The 1,478-nt window shown below is 39.3% G+C and carries 1 protein-coding gene; it reads right to left on the reverse strand.

The window, feature by feature from the left end; all coding sequences use genetic code 11:
* Positions 1 to 172: 172 nt before the first annotated feature.
* The gene (locus OQ5_RS0108830) at positions 173 to 1,375 is read right to left on the reverse strand and encodes an IS256 family transposase (RefSeq protein WP_016777142.1); all 1,203 of its coding nucleotides are present in this window, start codon (positions 1,373 to 1,375) and stop codon (positions 173 to 175) included.
* Positions 1,376 to 1,478 lie beyond the last annotated feature (103 nt).

The following is a 1,478-nucleotide window of genomic DNA, read 5'->3' on the forward strand; positions in this document are numbered from 1 at the left end:
CGGTAGTGTTTAAATTAGTGTGTCCGGATAAAGATCTATCTCAGTTTAGTTCGTATTGCAAAGTTAATTTTTCTTTTTCCTGGTTTGATAAATATTCATATGAGATTAGGAGTTATTCTGTCAAGGCTCCCGACCGAAGGGAGGGACTTGTATAGCCTTGACAGAATAGCTGCTAATCGCTTCCTTTATTTATCAAATCAGGATGTTCCATCTTCTTCTTTTCAGGGAATAATGTTTTATCCCTGTCAATACCTGGTAATTGCCTGAAATATGCACGTTTTTCCATTGCTGTTTTGGCCATTAACACTATTACAGATTCTTCATTGGGCATAGCACCTCGCATACGCAATACCCTTCTAAAATCTCGCTGTAATCGCTCAATCCAGTTGGTGGTATAAATCATTGACTGAATTCGATAATCATAATTTAGATACGTAAAGTAATAACGATATGTTGGATCATTTTTCATTTTCTTTATCGTTCGGTAATCTTTTCCCCATTTTTCACACAATTGCTGCCAGGCATTCCATGCTTGTTCCGATGTGTAATACTGATTGCCGGTTTGAAATACTTCCCGTAAATCCTCACTCAATTCTTCTTTATCGCTATGACGCACTTTGTTGAGCATGTTCCGCTTCAAATGCGTAACACATTTTTGAAGGGGCGTTGTGGGATAGACCCTGGCAAGGGCATCTTCAAGGTATTTTAACCCATCTGCTACAAGCAAGCCTATGGATTGTACGCCTCTGGATTGCAAACTCTCAAACATTTCCTGCCACCCTGTGGAACTCTCACTAGGGCGGTTGAAAATCCCTAATACTTCTCGGGTTTTATCCTCTTTTACCGCTATGGTCACATAAAAGGCTTCGGTTTCTACCCTGTCTTTTCGGTGTACTTTTATGTGAATGGCATCAACAAATACTATTGGATAATATGCCTCAAGACTTCGTGATAACCATTGGTCAACATCTTCTCGCAGGTATTCTATCATCCGGCTTATACTGCCTTTACTATAATGGCGTCCGTACACTTCTTCAAATATTTCCCCCACCTCTGATTGGGTAAGCCCTTTACTGTACAAACTACCCGCTAAACGCTCACATTCTAATTCCTGATCCCGCAGTAAGGCTAATATAGTTGGATGAAAATTTCCGTAACGATCCCTTGGTATACGAAACTCTAAGACTCGCCCATTTCCGTAACTCCTACCCTGACGGTAACCATTCCCTTTATTCCCCGGTTGGGTGTTCAAAAATTCCCGTCGTTCACTTCGCATCAGGCTTTCTATCATCAATTCCAAAACATCTTGTAACCCTTTTCCTTTGCTTAAATGTTTGCTTATTAATTCTGTTAATTGTTCCTTTGTAAAATCCATAAGGTCTTCTCTTTTTAGTTATACTTCTATTTTTTTCGTTTGTAAAACTAACCTGAGAAGACCTTTTTTATTCCTTTTCAGACACACTTTCTTAAACAGTATC

Origin of the sequence: Anaerophaga thermohalophila str. Valhall (assembly GCF_000250735.1) — a bacterium.
Taxonomy (GTDB): Bacteria; Bacteroidota; Bacteroidia; order Bacteroidales; family Marinilabiliaceae; genus Anaerophaga; species Anaerophaga thermohalophila_A.

What these genes read in the sequence shown, in the direction of transcription:
- OQ5_RS0108830 (WP_016777142.1), bottom strand. Translation starts at nt 1,375, where the DNA reads ATGGATTTTACAAAGGAACAATTAACAGAATTAATAAGCAAACATTTA.